This is a genomic window from Ignavibacteriota bacterium (assembly GCA_016716225.1).
GTDB lineage: Bacteria > Bacteroidota > Ignavibacteria > Ignavibacteriales > Melioribacteraceae.
Genome location: JADJWT010000001.1, coordinates 3,406,178 through 3,428,866, shown reverse-complemented (window position 1 = coordinate 3,428,866; position 22,689 = coordinate 3,406,178). Strand labels below are relative to the sequence as shown.

The window sequence follows — 22,689 nt, the reverse complement described above, 5'->3', positions numbered from 1 at the left end:
AAATGTTTAATATTAATCTTTTACGGCAACAACAATATTTAACATACCAGTATAATTTTCAAGTTTAATCTTAATTCTTGCCGGAACTTTTCCGCCTAAATTATCCTTTACAACAACTTTATCCGTATTAAAATTCTCCGAAAATATTTCTTCATTCAAATTATCAAAAAGTATAAAATCACTATTTGATGAACTCGATCTGCTATTTGTAATTGATATCACCAAGGAATCATTCGTAAAATACAGATAATCATTATAGTTGTAGTTAAAGTTTTTGGCATTAAGAGTAAGAACAAAATTATTATTAATATTTGCAATTACCGGAATATTATCATACTCTGGTAAATCAATATTTATTGGAGATCCGGCAATTAATTCATCTTCATCTCTGCAAGAAATAAATAAAGTACTTAAAATAATAATTGCTAAAAAAACTGATAATACTTTCATGTTTAACGCCCAAATATTTATTTAAATAAAATTGCTTCTGCTTCAATTTCAACCAAAATTTCCGGAAGAATTAAATTACTAACTTCTACCATAGTTGTAGCTGGTTTAATTTTATCAAAATATTCACCATGAGCTTTCCCAATAATTTCCCAATGATTAATATTTTTAACATAAATTCTTGTTCGAACAATGTGGGATAAATTAGCACCGACTTTAATTAAAGCAGCTTCTATGTTTTTAATACACTTGATTGTTTGCTCGTATGGATTATCAATTCCGATAATTTTTCCATTATCATCTGTTGCAGTTGTTCCGGAAATATATATTTGCGAGCCGATTTTTACAAGTCGGGAATAACCTACAATATTTTCCCAAACAGCATTTGATGAAATATTAATTCGTTCCATATTCATATTATTTTAAATTTTTCCGAATAAAAAATATCGATATTTTGCAATAATATCGTAGAGTTTATCTCTAACAAATTTTGGTAAATATTTTGCAAGTTTAAATATCTTATATATGCTTGGCATATCATCAAGAATTTTTAAAATTGCATCACTTCTAAAATAGATTTTATTTGTGTAAAAAAGTACTATTGAATTATTCGTAATATCACCGAGTTTAAATTTCTCAATTAAAATTAGACCTTCATCTGATTGAGATGGAATAAATTTATAATTTTGATTTTGTAGATTTCTTTGAAGATTGGCAATTGCAAAATTGCAGAGAGAACAAATTCCATCAAATAAAATTATTTTTTGCGTTGAATTATTTTTAAGCATTTTACTTTTTATTTATAATAAATTGCAAAAGTTTTTGTAATGCTTACATAATTTGATTCATCGATTCTGTATTCAATTTCATTATAAGAAATTTCTTCTTCTCGGTAATTATTTCCGTTATAATTTTCACATGAGGCACCAAGAATAATTTTTTCATTAGAATTATTAAAAGTAAAATTTAGTAATTTTACACCCCAGCCATTTCTGCAAGATGTTGTATCAGATTGAAGTAATTCAACTTTTTCATTATTGGAAGTTAGTTTATAAGTTGTAAAATAAATTTGTGTGAATGGTCGCTTATAAAAATGGTAAGTTGAATCTAAAACTTGAACTTCCATTCTAACATCGATATTTATTGGCTGAAATTTTGGTTCAACTGAATTCTCATTACATTTTAAAATAAAAATTGATAAAAACATTAATACAATTTTTGTGACTAAAATTTTACTCTTTTTAATTCTCATAAATTCTAAAACTTATTTAATCTTTTCTGATTTACACAAATATTTTTTATCTATTGAAACACGTAAACATTTTTTACAAAAATATTTGGGTTTATCAATTAACTTTAAAATTTCTTCACTATGTTTTTCAATTTCTGATTTTGTTAATTCGCAAAATGTTTTTTCTATTTTCTTCAATGGTAAACTTTCTAAAATTTATTAATTTGAAAATTCTCAAAAACATAATCAAAATAGGGGATAAAACTGTTCAGTACTTTCCCATAATGTAAATCGCTTAAATCACTTTCATCACTTCGTATAAAGTCAAAATCAGAAATATACGGAACTCTGATTAACTCATTATTATTCTGTTTACCAAAAAGACAAAAAACAGGTTTCTTAAATACTGTTGCTAACTGTAAGGCAAAATTATCGAGTGTAAAAATAAAATTTGAGTATGAAATCAAAGCCGCAAATTTATCAAATTCATCTATAAAAAATATTTTCTCTTTTCCATCAGATATTTTATCAGCAAACTCAACATCTTTTTGCAACGTTGTAATTATAATATTCACATCATAATTCTTTAGATATCTGATTAATTTTTTAAAACTATCAACACCCCAAAAATTATTATTAGTTTCATCCGAAATATTAATGATAACCAATAATTTGTTAGAGTTAAAAATTGTCAGCAAAAACCTTTCAACTTCATCCAAGGATAATTGTGATGGTTGATAAAACAAATTCAAGTGAGATTTATCAATATCAAATTCAAATACTTCACATAAGCTAATAATTCTATCAACAAAATGATTTGTTACAGGATTGTGTTTTTCTAAAATATGTGAGAAAATATTATCACTTATATTTTTAAATCCAATTTTGAATTTTGATTTTATAAAAGCTGAATATAGAATTTCAGTTTGACTATAAATTTCATTCGGGTTAACAATTACATCAAAATTATTTTTATTAAATTTCAGAATCTGCGAAAATTGGGATGATAAATTATCATCAATTCTATAAATATTTTTTACAAAAGGATTATTTAAAAATATAATTTCATTTTCTTCATTAGTTAAAACAGAAATTTGCGAATTTGTTTTTTCATAAATTAATTGCAAAAGCGGAGTAATCAAAAGTGATTCAGATTTATTTCGCAAAACTATTATTAAAATTTTTGAATCCCGATTTATTGAAATTTTATGTGAAGATTTACTTTTTTTTAATAGTTTAATTGCGAGTTGTAAAAATAAATTTGCGAAATATGTTTGAATATTTTTCAATTTATTTTGAAATGAATTGTGGTTGCTTTATAAAAGTTAATTCTTGTTTAGGAAATTTTATGCTAAGAATTGAAACAATAAACAAAGAAATATTTTCTATAATTTTTAGAATTCCAACTTTTTGTCCGTCAATAGTTCCGTGGCATCCGCAATCAATATCTAAATTTCTTAACACAGCAGAAATTACTGCAATCGTAAATACAAAAAGTAATGAAGCAATTATCAAGGAATTTTCTCGAATATAAATTCCCAATAATAGTAGTGCGCCGGAAATTACTTCAATCCATGGAATTATAATTGCTAGAATGTTTATAATTTCAGTTGGAAAAATTTTATAATTCTCAATGGAGTTTGCGAAGAAATCTAAATTATTAATTTTTCCCAATCCGCTTAAAATAAAATAAACTGCAAGATAAATTCGAGTAATTGCAATTAAATAATTTATAACATTTTCTTTTTTCATTTTTTCACATTTGATATTGGAAGTTTGGATTCTATCCAAGTTTTGATTCCGTCAAGAAAAACATAAATGTTTTTATAACCTAATTTATAAATTTGTATTGCCAATCTTTTACTAGTATCGCAATCATCACCATCGCAGTAAATTACTAAAACTGATTCTTTCGGAATGTTTAATTGCATAAATTCATTTTCATCAAAACTGAATTCAGGAATATTAATTGCACCGGTAATATGATTTTCAGAAAAATCCCATTGATCTCTTGCATCGACAAAAATTGCTGATTTCGAATTATATAATTCAAGAACTTGGGAAAGTTTAATTCCTTTCAAATTACCAGAATTTTCGGAATCGCCTATATCTACAAATTCAATTTTAATTTCTTTCCGAATAAAGTCAATTCCACTTGATGAAAAAGTATTATAAATTATTCCAAGTAAAACTGATGCACTTAAAATTATAAATATAGCTTTGTAATTAAAATTTATTTTCATAATTAAAAATTATTCATTTATTAATTCGCAATTCTTTGGAATTTCCGGTTTTACCAAAATTGAATTTTCCTTTTGCAATAAAACTTTTCCGGGTTCCATTCCTTTTTTCTTATGTACAAATTTTGCAAATGTGAATGAAACCGGTGCGGAACCGGCAGTTTTTGCTTTACTGTAAAATGCCGCGAGTGAAGCCGCTTTTTTAATTATTTCTTTTGGAACTACTTCTTTAGAATTATCAATTCTCAAAACAACATGAGAACCGGGTAAACCTCTTGCATGAAACCAATAATCATTTTGATTTGCAAATTTTATTGAAAGATAATCATTACTTTTACTATCTCTACCAATGTAAACTTTGTATTTTTCATCAATAATATAAAGCCAATATTTAAATTTTTCTCCCGAATCCATTTTAACTAATTTTTCTTTTTTAGGAATTACTCGATTATAAATTTCTTCAATTTCATTTATTGTTTTTGCCGATTTAAATTTTTCATTTTCATTCTTAATTTTATCAAACTTTTCCAAAGATAAATTATATAATTCAACAGACTTTTTATAATTTACTTTTTCATCTTTTGCTTTTTCAAAATATCGATCAATATTTTCTTTGGAATTTAATTTTGGATCAAGTTTAATTTTACAAATATTTTCGTCTTCTGGAAATTTCAGAGTAATTTCACTTAAACCTTTTTTAAGCAAATTTATATTTGATAAAAGTAAATTTCCGTAACTGTAATATAATTGCTCATTAGAACCACTTTCAATCCTATTTTTTAACTTATTTAATTTTGAAGATAAAGTTGATAATTCGTTATCAAAATATTTTTCCAGTTCATTTGAAATATTTGTTTTGGAAGTCAGTTTATAAAATGATGAAAAATAAAATTGCAAAGCTTCATTAAAATTATCAAAATCTTTGAAATCATTTACAACTTCCAAAGTTTTAAATGCATTGGGATAAAAGATAATTTTTTGCAAATGTTGATTAAACCCAATTCTGATATGTGAATTTAATATATCATAAAAAATATTTTCAAAGATTTGCAAAACTGAATTTTGCTCAAATGTTTTTCTAAATTCAATTTCATTTTTAATTTCATTAGAAATCATTGGGAATATTTTTTTCAAATCAGAAATTTCAATAACATTATTTTCATTATTTAATTTTAGAGAGAAATTGTTTCCATTAAAATATTCTTGTTCCAATTCATAATTAAAATTATCATTATTATTTTTTTTAAATGAAGATATTGCACCATTTTTTGTAATAAGAAAAATATTTGTTTTATTTCCTCTAATAGAAAAATAGATTGAAGAATAATCTAATTCTATTTTTACAATTCTATCTTTCTGCGCAATTAGGACATTTTGAATTTTCGAAAAATATATATCGCTAAAAATTTGAATAACATTTTTTTTTGCTTTGAAGTGAGAATTTTTGATTTGTAAAAATGTTGAATTAGGATTTGCAGAAATTATTAAATGCCTATCAGGAAATTCTTCATTCGGAATTTTTAGAAAAAGTTTATCTTTTTCTTGAGAATAAATATCAGTAATAGTTGAATTTAATATTTTCGGAAGTAACTCATTAACCGATCTGAGTAAGTAAAAATAATTTTTATACATTCAAAATAATTTTCGAGCTTATTTTGGGAAACCTTTATCTCTTCGTTCTTTTTCAGTCAATTTGAAAACAGTTCTAAATAGTTCTTTATCAATATCTGTAAGAATAACATTTCTTCTTTGCATAACTCTCTCAGCAACTTCAATACTTCTATCAATATCATACGTCGTTAATGCTTCGGAGCCTCCCCAGCTGAAAGAGGGAATATAACGAGGTGGGAAAGTTCCTCCAAAAATATTGCTGGAAACGCCAACTACCGCACCGGTATTAAATGAAGTATTTATTGCAGCTTTTGAATGATCTCCCATAGTTAAACCAACAAATTGTTTTCCGCTATCAATTTGTTGATTATTAATTAAAACTTTTATTGTTCCATAATTATTTTTCAAATCGCTGTTTGTTGTTCCGGCACCAAGATTTACCCAAGAACCCAAATATGAATTTCCTAAAAACCCATTATGTTGTTTATTAGAATAACTATGAATAATTGTGTTTTCTATTTCGCCGCCAATTTTGCTAACTTTTCCAACACTTGTATTGTGATAAATTGTTGCACTCATTTTTACAATTGTTTCTTCACCAATAAATACCGGACCCTGAATTGAAGCATTATGTAAAATTTGAACATTATCACCAATAAAAATTGGTCCTTCTTCAGCATCTAAAATTACGCCGGGTTTTATTTTTACATCTTTACCTAAAAAAATATTTTCCTTATTTAAGAAATAAACACCCGGAAAATCTTTAATAAAATTTTCTGATTCGCTTGTAAGCTTTTTAAAATCTTTAATTAATTCTTGATGATTATAAGTAATTAAATCCCAAGGATAATTTATAATTGTTACATCAACTTCTTTTCTTGGTAATTCCGGAAAATCATTTATTGATAAAACGTCTTTAAGTGAATTGCTGATACTTTCCAAATTTTTTTCGCTTACTCTAGCACCAATAAAATTATTTTTAGAAACAAAAATTTCATCTTTCCCATCAAGTGGAATTTGATTAACCAAAGTGTCATCAACAAGAATTCTGCCATTAAGAAATAACATCATATCTGACATTACATGATTTACAATTTCCGATGGATGATTTTGTTTAATTACATTTCTTAAATATCCGCGTGTATTTAACTCAACTCTAACATTTGGATAATTTCTTCTAATTTTTCGATGAAGAGATAATATTCCACATTTTAAATGATATGATGGACGAAAAAATGTTAATGGTTGAAGTTGCTTATATTCTTCATCTTCAAAAATGCAAATACTTTTCACTTTTAACCTTTATTTAATTTAAAGAATTAGAGATTCCCAAGTATCAACATAAGTTCCGCTTAAACTTGAAGCAGCATTTTTATCAATAATTACAAAAGCTTCTTTATGCATTTGAATTATAGATGCCGGACACATTGCAGTAATTGGTCCTTCAACTGCAGCTTTTATTGCTTCTGCTTTTGATTCTCCAGAGGCAACTAGCAATAATTCTTTTGCATCCATAATAGTTCCAACGCCCATTGTAATTGCATATTTTGGCACATCTTCACCTTTTTCAAAAAATCTTCTATTATCATCTCTTGTTGTTGGGGTTAGAGTTTTAATTCTTGTTCTAGAACCTAATGAAGAACCTGGTTCGTTAAATGCTATATGTCCGTTTGCACCAATTCCCAAAACTTGAATATCAATTCCTCCAAAACTTTTAATTCTTTCTTCATACCAGTTGCAAAATAATTTTATATCATTTGCCATTCCTTGTGGAACATGAATAAACCTCGGATCTAAATTAATTTCTGAGAAAAAATTCTTCTGCATGAAATAATGATAACTTTGATCATGTGAAGGTGGAAGACCAATATATTCATCCAAATTAAATGTTACAACTTTTGAAAAATCAAGACCTTCGTATTTGTGCATTCTAATAAGTTCTTTGTATAAACCCAAAGGAGTACTCCCCGTAGCAAGTCCCAATACTAAATTTGGTTTTTTCTTTAATCTATCTGCAATAACTTTTGCAGCTTCATTACTTAATGATTCATAATCATTTTTAATAATAACTAACATTTATTTATCCCTTAAATTTTAAGATGTTGCTCGTTTTAATTTCTTTAAAGTTAATACAACCATAAATGATGCGAGTGATGCACAAATTATTAATATCAAAAAGAATTGCCATAATTCCCATTCTTGATAAAATCTTCCAACAAAACCGGCTAAGTAGTTTCCAATTGCTGTTGCACCAAACCATCCTCCCATTAACAATCCTTTCATTTTTGGAGGTGCTACTTTTGAAACAAATGAAAGTCCCATTGGACTTAAATGTAATTCTGCAATAGTTAAAGTAAAATATGTAGAGATTAAAAAGAAAGGACTAACAGTAATTGCTGAAGTTGTTCCATTTAGTGAATGAACCGGTGCTAAACCTATTGATGCAAAAACCATAATTACATAAGCAAGTGCCGTAATTAACATCCCAATTCCAATTTTTGCGGGTGATGATGGCTCTTTGCCTTGTTTATTAAATTTTGTGAACAATCCAATTATAATTGGAGTCATCAACACAATAAACATAGGATTGAATGCTTGAAATTGTTCGGGTGAAATTTTTCCTGAATCTGGTAACGAATTAATTTTATATAATAACACCAATAAACCTACTGCAGAAAAAATTCCTCCAATTAATTTTGTTCTTCCGGAAGAAGATTTTTTTAGAATTGCAGCAAAACCAAATATTATAAATAAAATTGCATGAAGACTAATTACGTCAAAAAGTAAATATGTAAATTTCCCAACAAATTGATGCGTATAATCTCGTGCAAATAAGGACAAAGCAGCTCCATTTTGATGAAAAGCCATCCAGAAAAATATTACAATTCCAAAAACAGTTAACAGTGCAATTATTCTATCACGTTCTTGTTCTTTAGTTAAAACTACATCTTTTTCGGTTTTGGTAACATTTTTTGATTGATAATCTGCATCTTTATAATATTTTCTAAAAAGTGTAAAAATTGTTAATGAAAAAATCATTCCTACTGATGCAATTCCAAACCCAGCATTATAACCTTGAGCTAAACTTGTTCCAAAATTTTCCATAAAAAAGTTTTTAATTCCAGCTGCTGCAAATGGGGCATAAAAAGCTCCGACATTAATTCCCATATAAAAAATATTATATCCAGCATCTTTTAAGGAGATTTGTGAATGCGCATATAAATTTCCCACAAGAACTGAAATATTTGCTTTAAACAAACCATTCCCAAATGCTACAATTCCCAAAGCTGTAAATAATAAATATGGCTGATCAGTTGGTACAGCCATTAAAGCATAACCAATTCCCATTATTACTGCACCGATTGAAATAGTTTTGCCGTAACCTAAAAAATTATCAGCAATCCAACCTCCTAAAATTGGTGTAAAATAAACTGCTGCTAAAAATATTCCATATATATTAGTTACTGTTGCTTGGTCCCAGCCAAAATTTTCTTGTAAATAATAAACAAAAATTGCCAACATTGTATAATATCCGAAACGTTCCCACATTTCGGTAAAGAACAAAATCGGAAGGCCTTGCGGATGGTTTTTGAACATAACACCCCAAATAAATTTGAAAAATTATTTTTTTAGTCCGTATAAAAGTAAAATTACAATATTTTAATAATAATAAAAAATTATAAGTTGTTATAAAAAAAGTCATTTAATATATTTGAGCCAATGAAAGCATTATTTTATAAGATTTTAACAATAACTTCAATTGCGGCGGCAATTATCGCAATTCTCGCATTTATTTTAGATGTTTTTATAATGCCATTATATGTTGATAGCGATGAAATCGAAGTTCCGAATGTGATTGGTTTTTCCAAAGAGGAAGCAGAGGAAATTCTAGCAGACAATAATTTGGTTGCTTCTTTCGATATTACAAGGTTTGATGAAAAAATCCCGAGGGATCATATAATTTTTCAAAAACCATTTGCCGGAAATTCAGTAAAGAAAAATAGAAGAATAACTCTACATGTAAGCGGTGGAAATCCATTAAAAAAGATGCCGGATTTATTTGGTAAATCTGTTAGAGATGCACAACTTACTATTGAAAGATTGGGGTTTGAAATTTCTGAAATTGACGAAGTTAAATCTGAACTCTCTTCAAACACAATAGTAGAACAATATCCTTCTGCCGGAATGAATTTATCAAAAAGTTCTAGAATAAAACTGATGGTTAGTATTGGTCCAAATAGGGGAATGGTTAGAGTTCCGGATTTGTTGGGTATGTCGCTCAAAGAAGCTTCATCAACTCTTGAAACAAATTCATTAGAAATTGGAAATATAACTTATGAAGAATCCAGAAATCTTTTACCAAATACAGTAATTTCACAATATCCAAGTAAAAACTCTCTAATAGAAATTGGAGATTCTGTAGATATATTTATTACAAAAAATCAAGATTAAAAATGGCCTATTTAGCTCCTTCAATTCTTGCAGCAGATTTTACTAAATTATCACAACAAATAAGAGCAGTAGAATTAGGCAATTGTGATTTTATTCACTGTGATATTATGGACGGACAATTTGTACCAAATTTAACATTTGGTCCATTAGTAATTTCTGCATTAAAAAAAATAACAAATATTCCACTTGATGTTCACTTGATGATTAATAATCCGCAAAATTTAATTCCTAAATTTGCTGAAGCTGGAGCAAATATTATTACCGTACATCAAGAAAATAATGATCATTTGGATGGAGTAATTCAACAAATAAAAGAATTAAATTTAAAAGCTGGAGTTGCAATAAATCCCGCAACATCAGTTGAAACACTTTTACCTGTTTTGCAAAACGTTGATTTGGTACTTGTTATGTCAGTAAATCCGGGGTTTGGTGGTCAATCATTTATTGAATATACTTTAGATAAAATTATTCAATTGGATAATTTGAAAAAAAATAATAATTATAAATATTACATTGAAGTTGACGGTGGTATAACTAAAGCAAATATTCAAAAAGTTAAAAATGCCGGATGCAATATTATTGTTGCCGGAACAGCTGTTTTTGGTAATGAAGATATCACAAAGACAACGGTTGAACTAAAAAATTTATTAATGGAATAATATTTATGGAATTAGCATTTATTGGCGGAGATATTGTAACTCCGTTCAGAATTCTTAAAAAAGGAATTATTACTACTAAAGAAGGAAAATTTTATCATGTTGGGCCCGAAGATAAAATTACACTTCCAAAGGAAATTAAAATTTTTGATGTTTCGAATAAATATATGTTTCCTGGATTCATAGATTTATTGGTACATGGCGGAGCTGGAGGTTACGGTTTTTCTGATGAATCAGATGAAAGTATAAAAAAAATTAGTGAATATTTTATAACAAAAGGCTCTACTTCAATATTAGCAAGTTTGCATGCGAAACCCAAACAAGCACTTTTGGATGATTTGGATAGAGTTGCTCGGTTTATTCAAAATAATCCTGAAACCAATATTGTTGGGATTCATATGGAAGGACCATATTTAAATCCGGAATTAAAAGGTGCAATGAATGAAAATTATCTATGGAAACCATCAATTGAATCTTTTAAAGAAATGTGGGAGGCTTCAAAAGGTTTAATAAAAATGATGACAATTTCTCCCGAACTTGATGGAGCTTTGGATGTAATTAGAGAAGCATCATTTAATGGAGTTGTTTGTTCAATCGGACATTCAACGGCAAGTTATGAACAAGTTGATTTGGCAATTGATCATGGTGCCGCACATGTAACTCATATGTTCAATGCAATGAAACCGATAAATCATAGAAATCCCGGGGTTGCAATTGCCGCACTTTTAAGGGATGAATTAAAATTACAACTTATTGCAGATACTTATCATGTGCATCCAGCAACTATGGAATTTCTGCTGAAATCTAAAACATCAAAAGGGATAATTTTAATTACGGATTCAATCAGAGTTGGTGGAATGCATGAAGGTGAAAAAACTCAATTTTCTGATCAAAATGTAACTCTTTCTGGAAACAAAGCAGTTATGGAAGATGGAACAATTGCCGGGAGCACGTTGACACTTAATCGTGCTATAAAAAATATGTATGAAACAACCGGAGCAAAATTAACTGAATCTGTAAGAATGGCTACTGTTAATCCAGCAAAAGTTATAAAATTGGATAGCGGAATTATAGCAAGTGGAAAACCGGCAGATTTTGTTGTCTTAGATAAAGAGTTAAATGTTGAAATGACAATTATGAATGGGGAAATTAGGTTTATTTCAGAAAAATTAAATATGAATGGATGATTTTTACACTAAATTAAAAAATTCTTCAATTCCTTTAATAATGGGAATTGTAAATGTTACACCGGATTCATTTTCTGATGGTGGAAAATATTTAGATGCAAATTCGGCTTTAAATCATGTATTAAATCTTATTGATTTTGGAGCAGATATAATTGATATTGGAGGAGAATCATCACGACCTGGAGCAGACCAAATTTCCTCTGAAGAAGAGTTAAAACGTGTGATTCCGGTTTTGGAAAATATTAGAAAAAATAACAATGATGTTTTTTTATCAATTGATACAACAAAATCCGAAGTAGCAAAAGAAGCAATAAATTGTGGAATAAATTTAATTAATGATATTAGTGCAGGAAGTTTTGATCCAAAAATTTTAGATATTGTTAAGAAAAATAAAATTCCTTATGTTCTTATGCATATGAAAGGTAATCCGAAAAATATGCAGAATAAACCTTTTTATGAAAATACTATTTATGAAATATTCGATTTTTTTCAAAATAAAATTTCTGAACTAAAATTATTTGGAATTGAAAAAATTATAATTGATCCGGGAATTGGATTTGGCAAAAGAGTTGAAGATAATTTTCGAATATTAAATAATCTTGAAAAATTATTAAAATTTAATTTCCCAATTTTGGTTGGATTATCAAAAAAATCATTTCTTGGTAAATCATTAAATCTTGAAGTGAGTGATAGAGAAAATTCAACAATAATTTCCGAAACAATTGCGGTAATGAGAGGTGCAAAAATAATTCGAACACATAATGTTAAAAATGCAGTTGAACTAAAAAAAATTTATAAAAATTTAATTGAATCAAATAACTGAAAATGTTAGAAATATTTAAAATAGGATTTTTACCTTTCACACTTCTCGATTTTATTGATATTCTATTGGTCTCTTTCATAATTTACAAATTATACAAAAAAATCCGTGGAACTATTGCCGCACAAATATTTATTGGATTAGTAATAATTTTATTTCTTTCTTTTGTTGCACAAGCAATAAATTTGAGGGCTTTAGGCTGGTTATTAAATTTAATAACAGATATTTGGGTAATAGCTTTTATAGTTTTATTCCAACCAGAAATTAGAAGACTTTTGGTTATTCTTGGTAAAAATCCATTATTTAATGTTTTTGTAAAAAATGATGAAATCAATTCTGCCGCCGATATAATTACTGAAGCTGCATTTGAATTAGCTCAACATCAACATGGAGCTTTAATAGTTTACTTAAAATCAACGGGATTGCGGAGTGTTATTGAAAGTGGTGAAATTTTAAATGCTAAACTTAGTAAAAATATGCTCAGATCAATTTTTTTCCCAAGAAGTCCTTTACACGATGGAGCAGTTATTATTAATAATTATAATATTGAAGCAGCTCGTTGCACTTTGCCACTTACAGAAAGAACTTCAATTGATGGTAGAAATTTGGGAATGCGTCATAGAGCTGGAATTGGAATAACGGAAAATGCAGATGTAATAAGCATTATTGTTTCCGAAGAAACCGGCGGAATATCAATTGCTGATAAAGGAAAATTGATATCCGGACTTTCAAGAGAAGGATTAAAAAATCAAATTGTAAAAAGCATGATTTCATCCAAAGAAAAAGGGATAAAACACGTATTTGAATATTTCAGAAAACAAAAATAAAATTTGTGCAGTAATTCCATTCTACAATGAAAAATCCACTCTAGATAAAATTATTTCCGAAACTTTAAATTTTGTTGATTTATTAATTTTAGTAAACGATGGATCAACAGATAATTGGCAAACTGAAATTCCAACGAATGAAAAATTAATTTTAATTTCACATGAAAATAACTTAGGCAAAGGTGCAGCATTAAAAAACGGGTTTACAAAAAGTATTGAATTAAAAACATTATTCACAATTACTTTGGATGCTGATCTTCAACATGATCCAAAACAAATTCCAAACTTTTTGAATCACATTGAAAATTATGATTGCTTAATAGGGAAAAGGGAAACGAGAAATACACAAATGCCAATTCACAGAAGATTAAGCAATTATTTAACTTCAAAATTATTGAGTATAAAAACCGGAACGAAAATTCTTGATAGCCAATCTGGTTTTAGAGCTTTTAAAACAAATATACTTGAAAATATTTTGCCGGAATATATGGGATTTGAAGCGGAAAGTGAAATGATTGTAAAACTTTGTAAACAAAATTACAAATTGGGATTTATCTCTATTCCAACTATTTACGGTAATGATAATTCTAAAATGAAAGCAATTCCCACAATATTAGGATTTACAAAAGTATTAATAAAATCGTAAATATTTTACTTCAACATTTCATTTAAAATTTCTGCAACCTTGTCTAATTCGTCATAACTAATTACAATCGGAGGAAGTAATCGCAAAACGGTTGTACCGGCGGGCATTGCTAAAACTCCTTTGTTCATTAGCTCAATTATATATGGCTGAACTTTTTCTTTAAGTTCAATTCCAATCATTAATCCAAGATTTCTAATTGCTCTAACTTTGGATAATTTTTCAATATTAAATTTTGAAATAAAATATTTACCTTTTTCTTCAGCTTGTTTTGCTAAATTATTTTCTAACATAAAATCAATTGCCGCAATTGAAGCTGCTGCAGCAAGCGGATTTCCGCCAAATGTTGTTCCATGTTTTCCAACAGAAATATTAATTTTTTCAGAACATAATGCTGCACCCATTGGGAAACCTCCAGCAATTGCTTTGGCCAAAGTTAAAATATCCGGTTGTATATCAAAATATTCACAAGCAAACATTTTTCCGGTTCTGCAAAATCCGGATTGAATTTCATCAACTATGAAAAGGATATTTTTCTCATCACAAATCTTTCTAACTCCATCAAAATATTTTTTTGACCCAATATTTATTCCGCCTTCGCCTTGAACAACTTCTAATATTATTCCGGCTGTTTTTTCAGTAATTGCGGCTTCAAGTTTTTCCAAGTTGTTAAACGGAACAAAAGAAAATCCCGGAACTAAAGGCTCAAATGGTTCTCTATACTCTGATTTATATGTCCCGCTTAATGCTCCTAAAGTCCTTCCGTGAAATCCTTTCATCGCTGTAATAAAATCTGTTTTTCCCGTTGAAACCCTTGCAAATTTTATGGCTGTTTCAACTGCTTCTGTACCGGAATTTGTTAAAAATGCTTTTGTTAAATTTTTTGGTGCAATTGAAATTAATTTTTCTAAAACTTGTGCACGTTTATCATTATAAAAAATTGCGGGATTTGTTATCAAAGTTTTAGCTTGATTCGAAATTGCTTCGGTAACTTTTTCATTGCAATGACCAATTGTTGCAACACCAATGCCGGCTGCACAATCAATATATTCTTTACCATTCTCATCCCAAAGTTTTGCATCTTTTCCTTTAACTATTACAACGTCTCTTTTGGGATAAACATTTACTTCATATTTATCAATCAATTCTTTGTAAATACTCATTTTATTATAGTTCCTTTTCCGTTTATTGCGTCTGAAATTGGAGTTTCGGTTCTTCCATCGCCAATATATATTGTTGCATCTCCTTTTTCAAAAAGTTTTCTAAAAGCTAAGATTTTTCTTTTCATTCTTCCTTCAACTTGATTTTCTCTTCTTTCTAATTCATCTTTCGAAATATATTTAACTAAAGAATTTGGATCTTTGGGGTTTTCTAAAAATCCGGGAGCTTCAATAAGCTGAATTATTTTATCGGCATTCAAATCATTTTTTAAAACAGCAACTATATCATCATTTTCAGAATTGATTGCAAAATTATTTTCATCAATTATTGGAACGGACAAAACCGGAATATATCCATTATCCAATAATATATTTAATAATGAAATATTAATTGTTTTTGGCTTGCCGGAAAAATCGTGAACTATTTTTAATTTTCCATTATCCTTAATTCTAATCCCACTATTTCTTTTACCTTGAATTACTTTTCCATCAATGCCAGAAAGCCCAACAGCATTTATTCCAACTTGCTGACACATTTCAACAATTCGTTTATTTTTTAAACCAGCATAAGCCATAATCATAATATCTAATGATTCTTCATCTGTAAAAACACTTGAATAACCGGAAGCAGAAGTTATAACATTTTTCGGTTTATTTAATTTTTCAGCTAGCTCATCTCTTAAAGCATTTGCTCCATGAACAATTATAAATTTTTCATTAAGATTAACTAAGTCGTTAATAATTCCTTGCAAATTTAAATCTTTGCCGCCGCCAATTTTTACTATATACATTAAAAAACCTCTAAACTCTTATTATTGATTTTTATCCAATCATTTTCGCCAACATAATTTTGAGAACAAATAATTAATTCATCATTTGATTTTTTATATGACATTTGAAAATAATCTTGTTCCACGTTGAATAGGGAAGATACGTAAGCATTTTCTTTATCTGCAATTATTATATTCATAGCCCGAATGGAATTTGATTTTTTAACAATTATTTCAGTTCCTTTTTCAATTGCCTTTTTCATATCATAATTATGAAATCTTTTAATGAAATTAAAAATTTTTTCTGCACCGATTCTACCTTCAGAGTTTATTTTTACTCCTCTTAATTCACCGTTAAAAATGAAGATAAATTCATCATCATAAAACGGCATGTTGTTTTCAATAAAAATATCTTTATCTTCAAAAGCACTTCTAGCGTGTACGATTAACCGATTTGTTGTTTCAAACTTTGTAAAATCATCTTCCCAAATTGGATTTATATTTTTATAATGCTGCCAATCATTTTCTTCATTCAAATAACTGCAGCCCCAACCATGCCCTTGAAATTCTTTACTTGATTTACAAACTTCAGCAAATTTTTCAAGATGGTATGATATTTCAAAATCCAAATCAGATTTTACAAATAATAATCTGCACATAGTTTTATATTCTTCTTAATCTTTATCTTACTCTTATTCTTAATCTGCAACTTATCTTTTTTTATGTTAAAAAAAACAAATAAAAAATAGATTAAGAGGAAGTAAAGATAATTAAATTGGAAGTAATCCCGGAAATTCCAAACCCGTTTTTTCATTAAATCCAAACATTATATTAAACGCTTGCAAAGCTTGTCCAGCTGCACCTTTCATCAAATTGTCAATTGCACTTATTACAACTAATCTATTTGAAAATGTGTCTTTCTCAAAACCAATATCGCAATAATTTGTTCCGTAAAGTAATTTTGGTTCTGGAAATCTGTAATTACCTTCTTTCTCTTTTACAATTCTAATAAATGGTTCTTCTGAATATTCTTTTCTGTAAACTTTCCATATTTCTTTTTCATCCAAATCATCTTTTAAGAAAACATGACTTGTAGCTAAAATTCCTCTGACCAAATCCGTTGTTGTTGCAGAAAAATGGATATCAATTTTTTTCCCTAAACAAAGTTCTTGAAGCATTTCGGCAACGTGTCTGTGAGCAGTTGGTTTATATGATCTTAAAGAGCCGCTTCTTTCTGGATGATGAGATGATTGCGAAGATTTTTTTCCGCCTTCGCTAGAACCAACCTTAACTTCAACAACTGTTTTAGTTTCATCAATTAAATTATTCTTGAAGAGGGGATAAAGAGCTAATATTGTAGTTGTTGCATTGCATCCGGCACTTGAAATGTAATTTGAATTTTTCATTTCTTCACGATGAAGTTCGGGAATTCCGTAAATAAATTTTTCAAGCAATTCTGGTTTTGTATGTACCTCTTTATACCATTTGATATAATCATCTTTATTCTTTAATCTGAAATCGCCGGATAAATCAATTATTTTATCTGAGATGTTCATAAACTTTCCCATACTTTTCATCGATGAACCATGCGGCAAGCACAGAAAAAGCAAATCACATTTTTCTAAATCTGCTAATCCAGTAAATTTTAAATTAGTTATTCCACGTAAATTTGGATGAATTTTCGAAATTAATTTCCCATAGTTACTTTCTGAAGTAACTTGAAAAATTTCAACATTTGGATGGAATAAAAGCAAACGCAATAATTCTCCACCGGTATAACCGGAAGCACCGGCAATCGAAACTTTAATTTTGTCCATTTTAATTTCCTTGCGCAACTTTAATTACATAATCAACAATATGCTCTGGAATATTCACACCAGTAGTTGAGATACTATTTTTGAATTCCATTGTATAATTCACTTCATTAATTTGGTAGCCTTCTAAAGTTTCAAAAATATCTAATGCTACAACTCCTCCACCGACGGCTTTCGCTGCTTTTAGGGATAGTTCTGCAATTTCATTTGTAACTTCACATTTTGTTGCAACACCACCTCGCGCTGTATTTGTAATCCAATGTGGCGAAGTTCTATAAATAGCAGCAATGCATTCATCACCAACTACAAAGCTTCTAATATCTCTTCCTTTTTTCTCAACATATTGCTGAATATAAAATATTGAATGGTGATATGAACCAAGCACAGTCTTATGTTCAAGAATTGATTCTGCAGCATCACGATCATTAACTTTTGATAAGAGCCTGCCCCACGAACCCACAGCCGGTTTTAGCACAACCGGATATCCCATTTCTTCAATTGCCTTCAGTGCCGATTCTTCTGTAAAAGCAATTTTTACATTTGGCTGTGGAATTTCGGCATCTTGCAATGCTGTTGAAGTTAGTAGTTTATCACCGCAAATTGAAGCAACTTTAAAAGAATTTACACATTTAATTCCGGCACTTTCAAATAATCTTAAGGCATGTAAAGCTCGCGAATGATTTATTGATCTTTCAATAACTGCATCAAAAGGGAACTTATTTTTCTTAAGGTCAAATTTCAATTCTCGGTCATCAATCATTGTGAGATTAACATTTTTTCTTTTGCTAAATTCATCAATAAGAAGTTTTTCATCTTTTCTCATCACTGAATGTAAAAAGCCAATTTCCATTTTTGGTTTCCCTTAATTTAGTTCTTTTCAATTAGTTATTTGGATTTATTCTGAAAAGACTAAGCGAAATCACTTAGCCTTGATTTGGTTATGTTTATAATTTTGTTTTGTAAATTCAACAATATGAGGAAGTTCATTTAGTTCTACAACTTTCCCTTTTTGTCCTAAAGATTTGACTTCATTCAATACTGCAATCTGTATTTCTAAATCTATATCGCTTATATCTAATAATTTGAATGCATATTTTAATGAAGCAATTCCGGACATATGATCAAGTGAAAAATGTCTTTCTTTCCCAAGTAAATCTGGACTTAAACTCTCATAATGTGTTGGATTAACAGAGGCAGCATGAGTATGTACTCCGGCACAATGTGTAAATGCATTTTTTCCCATTACTGGAAAATGTACGGGAATTGGAATTCCGGAATGTTTGCTAACAAATTGATAAAGTTCATCAAGTTTTTTTAGATCCCATTTGTTGATACTATAATCTGCTGTTAGGACAACAAGAAGTTGAGCTAGATCAACAATGCCTGCTCTTTCACCTAATCCTAAGACAGAAGCATCAATAATTTCTGCACCGGCTCTAAATGCATCAAGTGCATTAGAAAGTGCAAAACCTCTATCATTATGACAATGTACTGCAATTTTGGGAAATAAATTGCTTGCAGCTAATTCTTTTTTTAATCTTGAAATATAATCAAACATATTTCTATCAGTTCCGGGAACCATATAACCGGTTGTATCAGCAACCGAAATAATATCAGCTCCGGCAATTACTGCAGCTTTTGCAGCTTTGATTACATTTTCAAATTGCGAGCGAACTGTATCTTCCGGTGTATATCTAATTAACAAATTTGGATTTTGAGATTTTGCAAATGAAATTACCGACGTAATTTGACTGATTGCTTCATCTAAATCTTTTTTGAAAACTGAATCTAATCTTTCATCGGAAACACAATAAAAGATTCCAAGAAAATTTACACCGCATTCCAATGCTAATTCAACATCACTTTTAATAGATCTTGAATGAGCACCAATTATTGCATTAAATCCACCATGAGCTATAGTTTTCACCGAATCATATATTTCAGAGGTAACTGCCGGATGTCCGGTTTCAATAATATCAATTCCAATTTCATCCAGCATTCTTGCAACTGCAAGTTTGATATGACGATTAAAATAAACTCCGGGAGTTTGTTCTCCCTCGCGAAGAGTTGTATCAAGTATTTGAAGCAATTATTCTCCCCAGTCTTCTTCTTCTTGCGGAGCTTCTGTAACAATTATTGGATTAACACTAACAACTTCTAGCTCTGTTCCACAATCTGTACATTCAATTAATTCTCCTTTAACGGTTCCGCGTTCTAAAACAATTTCTGCACCGCATACTGGACATTCTGACATATTTTTATTCCTTATGAATTAGGTTTAAAAAATTGTGCAAAGTTATATACATCATTAGAAAATAACAAAGCACTTTATTTCGTAGCGGAATTATAAAAAAATATTTTTAATATAATCAATAGAAAAGTGAATGAATATTCAAATCTTCCAATTAAGTGGAGAAATAATTATTACAAATTCACCTTTAATAATTTTATTTGGTAATTCTAAAAGAATTTCATTTGGAAAACCACGCCAACTTTCTTCAAATTTCTTTGTTAGTTCTCTTTGAATAACAATAAATCGGTTTGGTATAAATTCATTTAATTCTCTTAACAATTTTTCAATTCTATACATCGATTCGTAAAGTACAATTGTTCGTTCTTCATTCGAGAGTTGTATAAGTTTTTTCTGACGACCTTTTTTTTGAGGGAGAAAACCTTCAAAAATAAATGCATCAGTTGGTAATCCGGAAATGCTTAATGCAAGAATTGCAGCGTTAGCTCCTGGAATTCCGGAAATTAATATTTCACTTTTAATTGCCGAATTTACTAATCTAACTCCCGGATCTGAAATACATGGAGTTCCGGCATCGGAAACCAATGCACAATTTTCACCGTTGATTATTTTTTTGATTACATAATCAATTTTTCTTATTTCAGATTGTGCATTAAATGAAATTAATTCTTTGGAAATATTAATTCTATCAAGAAGTATTTTAGTTGTTCTTGTATCTTCGCATATAATAAAATCAACCATTTTTAAAGTTTCTATTGCGCGCAAAGTAATATCTTCAAGATTTCCGATTGGAGTTGCAACAATATATAATTTACCTTGATCCATAATTAAACATTAACGGCTCCATTGGAGCCGCTAATTTGCAAGTAGTGATATCCTTTTATTTTTAGTGCAATTCAAAATAAATTATTTTACTGAAACAATCAAAATAGTTGAATGAAAAATTAAAATAAATTTTAAGCCATTTCGAAAAATTCTTACTAATTTATCATTCATAAAATATAAAATAATTAAGGTGTGATATGGATTTCTTAAAAAAACTTGGAATTAAAAAAAATAATTTCGGTTCATCAACGGGATTAAAATGGAATACAACAAAAAATCAAGGTGAATTAAAGATTTATTCACCGGTTGATGGAAAATTCATTGCTTCGGTTTACCAAGCTTCAATTGATGATTATGAAAAGGTTTCTCATATTTCTCACAACACATTTCTTGAATGGCGAAATATTCCAGCTCCCAAAAGAGGAGAAATTGTAAGACAACTTGGTGATAAATTTAGAAAATATAAAAGTCCGCTTGGACATTTAGTTTCATATGAAATGGGAAAATCTTTGCAAGAGGGTTTGGGTGAAGTTCAAGAAATGATTGACATTTGTGATTTTGCAGTTGGCCAGTCACGACAGCTTTATGGATTTACAATGAAGTCGGAAAGACCAAATCATAGAATGTATGATCAATATCATCCGCTTGGAGTTGTTGGTACAATTTCCGCATTTAATTTTCCCGTTGCTGTTTGGGCTTGGAATGCAATGCTGGCAACAGTTTGCGGAGATACAAATCTTTGGAAACCTTCGTCAAAAGTTCCTCTTTCGGCAATTGCAGTACAAAATATTGTTGGTGAAGTAATTAAAGAAAATAATTTGCCGGAAGGATTATTTACTTTAGTAATTGGTAAAGGTTCTTCAGTCGGTGAAAAAATGTTGAATGATCTCAAAGTTCCTTTGATTTCTATTACCGGCTCAACTCATGTTGGAAGACACGGTGCTGAAGTTATTTCTAAAAGATTTGGAAAATCGATTTTGGAACTTGGTGGAAATAATGCAATTATCTTAACTCCGGAAGCTGATTTGAAAATTGCTTTACCGGCAATTGTATTTGGTGCAGTTGGAACAGCCGGACAAAGATGCACAACTACTCGTCGATTAATCGTTCACGAATCGATTTATGATCAAATGAAATCTTCATTACTAAAAGCTTTCAAAAGTTTGAAAATTGGAAATCCGTTAGATGAGAAAAATCACGTTGGACCATTGATTGATAAATCGGCCGTTGCTGATTTTACAAATGCTTTAAATCTTGCAAAAAAAGAAGGTGGTAAAATTATTTTTGGAGGAGAAGTTTTACAAGGACAAGGATTTGAATCCGGATGTTATGTTAAACCCGCAATTGTTGAAGCTGAAAATCATTTTAAAATTGTTCAAGAAGAAACATTCGCTCCAATTTTATATTTAATTAAATATAAAGGTTCAATTGAAAATGCAATTGAACTTCACAATGGTGTTGTACAAGGATTGTCATCTGCAATTTTTACAAATAATTTACAAGAAGCAGAGATATTCTTATCCGCTTCTGGTTCAGATTGCGGAATTGCAAATGTAAATATTGGAACTTCCGGAGCTGAAATTGGCGGAGCATTCGGTGGTGAAAAAGAAACAGGCGGCGGACGTGAATCTGGTTCAGATTCTTGGAAAGCTTATATGAGAAGACAAACTAATACAATTAATTATGGGAAAACTTTGCCTTTGGCTCAAGGTATTAAATTTGAAATCTAAGAAAGTTAAAAGTCAAAAATGAAAA

The 22,689-nt window shown here is 29.1% G+C and carries 26 protein-coding genes; 7 read left to right on the top strand and 19 right to left on the bottom strand.

Translation table 11 applies throughout. The features are described from left to right. Positions 1–12: 12 nt before the first annotated feature. From IPM32_14885 to IPM32_14835, 11 genes are all read right to left on the bottom strand, one after another. Positions 13–450, bottom strand: a complete 438-nt coding sequence (locus IPM32_14885) for a hypothetical protein (GenBank protein MBK8946539.1) — start codon at positions 448–450, stop codon at positions 13–15. Positions 451–467: 17 nt separating this feature from the next. Next, the gene (locus IPM32_14880) at positions 468–857 is read right to left on the bottom strand and encodes a RidA family protein (GenBank protein ID MBK8946538.1); all 390 of its coding nucleotides are present in this window, start codon (positions 855–857) and stop codon (positions 468–470) included. A gap of 12 nt (positions 858–869) precedes the next feature. Continuing rightward, positions 870–1,235, bottom strand: a complete 366-nt coding sequence (locus tag IPM32_14875) for a DUF393 domain-containing protein (protein ID MBK8946537.1) — start codon at positions 1,233–1,235, stop codon at positions 870–872. Positions 1,236–1,243: 8 nt separating this feature from the next. Next, positions 1,244–1,699 (bottom strand): hypothetical protein, encoded by a 456-nt coding sequence (locus IPM32_14870; GenBank protein MBK8946536.1) that lies wholly within the window; start codon positions 1,697–1,699, stop codon positions 1,244–1,246. Between the two features lie 188 nt (positions 1,700–1,887). Beyond that, entirely contained in the window at positions 1,888–2,967 is a 1,080-nt protein-coding gene (locus IPM32_14865; GenBank protein MBK8946535.1) for a glycosyltransferase family 9 protein, read from the bottom strand. A gap of 1 nt (position 2,968) precedes the next feature. Continuing rightward, positions 2,969–3,430: a DoxX family membrane protein gene (locus IPM32_14860; protein ID MBK8946534.1), complete on the bottom strand. Its 462-nt coding sequence runs from the start codon at positions 3,428–3,430 to the stop codon at positions 2,969–2,971. Next, the gene (locus IPM32_14855; GenBank protein ID MBK8946533.1) at positions 3,427–3,921 is read right to left on the bottom strand and encodes a hypothetical protein; all 495 of its coding nucleotides are present in this window, start codon (positions 3,919–3,921) and stop codon (positions 3,427–3,429) included. The genes IPM32_14860 and IPM32_14855 overlap by 4 nt, the downstream gene beginning before the upstream one ends. Positions 3,922–3,930: 9 nt before the next feature. After that, positions 3,931–5,550, bottom strand: coding sequence for a DUF814 domain-containing protein (locus IPM32_14850; protein ID MBK8946532.1), 1,620 nt, complete (start codon positions 5,548–5,550; stop codon positions 3,931–3,933). A gap of 18 nt (positions 5,551–5,568) precedes the next feature. Continuing rightward, positions 5,569–6,822, bottom strand: coding sequence for a glucose-1-phosphate thymidylyltransferase (locus IPM32_14845; protein MBK8946531.1), 1,254 nt, complete (start codon positions 6,820–6,822; stop codon positions 5,569–5,571). Positions 6,823–6,840: 18 nt separating this feature from the next. Next, positions 6,841–7,605: a glucosamine-6-phosphate deaminase gene (gene nagB / locus IPM32_14840; protein ID MBK8946530.1), complete on the bottom strand. Its 765-nt coding sequence runs from the start codon at positions 7,603–7,605 to the stop codon at positions 6,841–6,843. 18 nt (positions 7,606–7,623) lie between these two features. Beyond that, positions 7,624–9,126, bottom strand: coding sequence for a peptide MFS transporter (locus IPM32_14835; protein ID MBK8946529.1), 1,503 nt, complete (start codon positions 9,124–9,126; stop codon positions 7,624–7,626). A gap of 123 nt (positions 9,127–9,249) precedes the next feature. Between IPM32_14835 and IPM32_14830 the strand changes: the two genes are divergently transcribed. Genes IPM32_14830 through IPM32_14805 form a run of 6 tightly spaced genes read left to right on the top strand, consistent with a single transcriptional unit; the run spans position 9,250 to position 14,117 of the window. Further along, a complete protein-coding gene (locus IPM32_14830) occupies positions 9,250–9,981 on the top strand; it encodes a PASTA domain-containing protein (protein ID MBK8946528.1) in 732 nt (243 codons plus the stop codon). Between the two features lie 2 nt (positions 9,982–9,983). After that, entirely contained in the window at positions 9,984–10,640 is a 657-nt protein-coding gene (locus IPM32_14825; protein MBK8946527.1) for a ribulose-phosphate 3-epimerase, read from the top strand. A gap of 5 nt (positions 10,641–10,645) precedes the next feature. Next, on the top strand, positions 10,646–11,824 hold the full coding sequence (gene nagA / locus IPM32_14820; protein MBK8946526.1) for an N-acetylglucosamine-6-phosphate deacetylase: 1,179 nt from the start codon (positions 10,646–10,648) through the stop codon (positions 11,822–11,824). After that, positions 11,817–12,647 (top strand): dihydropteroate synthase, encoded by an 831-nt coding sequence (gene folP / locus IPM32_14815; protein MBK8946525.1) that lies wholly within the window; start codon positions 11,817–11,819, stop codon positions 12,645–12,647. The genes nagA and folP overlap by 8 nt, the downstream gene beginning before the upstream one ends. Before the next feature lie 2 nt (positions 12,648–12,649). Next, the gene (locus IPM32_14810; protein MBK8946524.1) at positions 12,650–13,471 is read left to right on the top strand and encodes a TIGR00159 family protein; all 822 of its coding nucleotides are present in this window, start codon (positions 12,650–12,652) and stop codon (positions 13,469–13,471) included. Further along, entirely contained in the window at positions 13,446–14,117 is a 672-nt protein-coding gene (locus IPM32_14805) for a glycosyltransferase family 2 protein (protein MBK8946523.1), read from the top strand. The genes IPM32_14810 and IPM32_14805 overlap by 26 nt, the downstream gene beginning before the upstream one ends. 5 nt (positions 14,118–14,122) lie before the next feature. On the opposite strand, the gene IPM32_14800 is transcribed toward IPM32_14805, so the two are convergent. From IPM32_14800 to rsmI, 8 genes are all read right to left on the bottom strand, one after another. Next, the gene (locus IPM32_14800) at positions 14,123–15,277 is read right to left on the bottom strand and encodes an acetylornithine/succinylornithine family transaminase (GenBank protein MBK8946522.1); all 1,155 of its coding nucleotides are present in this window, start codon (positions 15,275–15,277) and stop codon (positions 14,123–14,125) included. Continuing rightward, positions 15,274–16,065: a [LysW]-aminoadipate kinase gene (locus IPM32_14795; protein ID MBK8946521.1), complete on the bottom strand. Its 792-nt coding sequence runs from the start codon at positions 16,063–16,065 to the stop codon at positions 15,274–15,276. The genes IPM32_14800 and IPM32_14795 overlap by 4 nt, the downstream gene beginning before the upstream one ends. Then, positions 16,065–16,703: a hypothetical protein gene (locus IPM32_14790; GenBank protein MBK8946520.1), complete on the bottom strand. Its 639-nt coding sequence runs from the start codon at positions 16,701–16,703 to the stop codon at positions 16,065–16,067. Before IPM32_14790 ends, IPM32_14795 begins: the two co-directional genes overlap by 1 nt. Before the next feature lie 111 nt (positions 16,704–16,814). Continuing rightward, positions 16,815–17,861 (bottom strand): N-acetyl-gamma-glutamyl-phosphate reductase, encoded by a 1,047-nt coding sequence (locus IPM32_14785; GenBank protein MBK8946519.1) that lies wholly within the window; start codon positions 17,859–17,861, stop codon positions 16,815–16,817. A 1-nt stretch (position 17,862) separates the two neighbouring features. Then, positions 17,863–18,708: a lysine biosynthesis protein LysX gene (lysX, locus tag IPM32_14780; GenBank protein ID MBK8946518.1), complete on the bottom strand. Its 846-nt coding sequence runs from the start codon at positions 18,706–18,708 to the stop codon at positions 17,863–17,865. A 69-nt stretch (positions 18,709–18,777) separates the two neighbouring features. Then, on the bottom strand, positions 18,778–19,947 hold the full coding sequence (locus IPM32_14775) for a 2-isopropylmalate synthase (protein ID MBK8946517.1): 1,170 nt from the start codon (positions 19,945–19,947) through the stop codon (positions 18,778–18,780). After that, positions 19,948–20,112 (bottom strand): lysine biosynthesis protein LysW, encoded by a 165-nt coding sequence (gene lysW, locus IPM32_14770; GenBank protein ID MBK8946516.1) that lies wholly within the window; start codon positions 20,110–20,112, stop codon positions 19,948–19,950. A gap of 138 nt (positions 20,113–20,250) precedes the next feature. Further along, on the bottom strand, positions 20,251–20,934 hold the full coding sequence (gene rsmI, locus IPM32_14765) for a 16S rRNA (cytidine(1402)-2'-O)-methyltransferase (protein MBK8946515.1): 684 nt from the start codon (positions 20,932–20,934) through the stop codon (positions 20,251–20,253). A 197-nt stretch (positions 20,935–21,131) separates the two neighbouring features. Between rsmI and IPM32_14760 the strand changes: the two genes are divergently transcribed. After that, complete coding sequence (locus tag IPM32_14760; protein ID MBK8946514.1) at positions 21,132–22,664, top strand: aldehyde dehydrogenase family protein; 1,533 nt, start codon at positions 21,132–21,134, stop codon at positions 22,662–22,664. Positions 22,665–22,689 lie beyond the last annotated feature (25 nt).